Source organism: Streptomyces sp. NPDC048473, assembly GCF_043200155.1.
In the GTDB taxonomy this organism is placed as follows: Bacteria; Actinomycetota; Actinomycetes; order Streptomycetales; family Streptomycetaceae; genus Streptomyces.
In genome coordinates, this window is the sequence record NZ_JBICXE010000195.1 from 1 (window position 1) to 1,280 (window position 1,280).

Here is a 1,280-nt window from a genome sequence, read left to right on the forward strand (position 1 = left end):
GGCGTTTCCCCTTGATCGTGGACACCCTGATCATTGGATCGTGATGATCCATAGGACAGGAGTTCCCGTTGGGGATGTCGAAGTACTCGCCTGAGTTCCGGGCCGATGCCGTCGCGCTGTACCACTCGAGCCCGGGTGGGACGTACGCGTCGGTGGCCAAGGACCTGGGCATCAACCATGAGACGCTGCGCACGTGGGTGCGGGATGCCGAGCAGGCCGCCCGTCCCGGGGCGGTGGAGGCCACCGCGATGGAGAAGGAGAACCGGCAGCTGCGGGCCCGGGTGAAGGAACTCGAGCTCGAGCGGGAGATCCTGCGGAGGGCCGCGAAGTATTTTGCGGCCGAGACCAGCTGGTGAGCAGCCGCTTCCAGTTCGTCGACGATCATCGTGGCGCCTTCGGCGTCAAGCGGCTGTGCCGGATACTCACGGTCTCGCGGTCCGGCTTCTACCGGTGGCTGGCCGGCGCGGACGCGCGGGCCAGCCGGGCCCAGGCGGACGTCGAGCTCGCCGAGCACATCAACCGGATCCATCAGGAATCGGACGGCACCTACGGGGTCCCGCGCGTCACCGCCGAGCTGAAGGACTCCGGTTGGCGGGTCAATCACAAGCGGGTCGAGCGCGTCATGCGCAAGGTCCACATCGTCGGGCTGCACCTGCGCAAGAAGGTCCGCACGACCATTCCCGAGCCGTCGGCGACGCCGGTTCCGGACCTGCTCCAGCGGGACTTCACCGCCCAGGTGCCGAACACCAAGTACGTGGGAGACATCACCTATCTCCCCGTCGGCAATGGCCAATTCCTTTATCTGGCAACGGTGTTGGACCTGTGCTCGAAACGCCTGACGGGCTGGTCGATCGCCGACCACATGCGGACCTCGCTGGTCACCGACGCGCTTAGGGCCGCAGCGAGGGCCCGCGGCGGGGACGGTCTGCGCGGGGCGATATTTCACAGCGACAACGGGGCGCAATATGTGTCGAAGGAGTTCGCCCAGGTCTGCTCGGAGCTGGGTGTGACCAGATCACGCGGCGCGGTCGGCACAAGTGCGGACAACGCCGCCGCGGAGAGTCTGAACGCGACCATGAAGCGCGAGACGCTCCAGGGCCGCAAGCGGTGGAACGGGGCCAGTGAGGCCCGCCTCGCGGTCTTCCGCTGGGCGACCCGCTACAACACCCGCCGACGGCACTCCCGCCTCGGCCAGATCAGCCCGATCACCTACGAACAGCGATCAACTACGCTGGCCACCGCCGCATGACAACCGGTGTCCACGATCACGGGGAAGGCCC

1 protein-coding gene is annotated in these 1,280 nt (G+C 67.1%); it reads left to right on the forward strand.

All coding sequences use genetic code 11. The features are described 5' to 3' along the window. Positions 1-68 precede the first annotated feature (68 nt). Positions 69-1,249, forward strand: a protein-coding gene (locus ACGFU7_RS48190) for an IS3 family transposase (protein ID WP_393705166.1) whose coding sequence is annotated in 2 segments (ribosomal slippage) — positions 69-336 and positions 336-1,249 — 1,182 coding nt in all. Because the reading frame shifts where the segments join, the coding sequence is not laid out codon by codon here. The last annotated feature ends 31 nt before the right edge of the window (positions 1,250-1,280 follow it).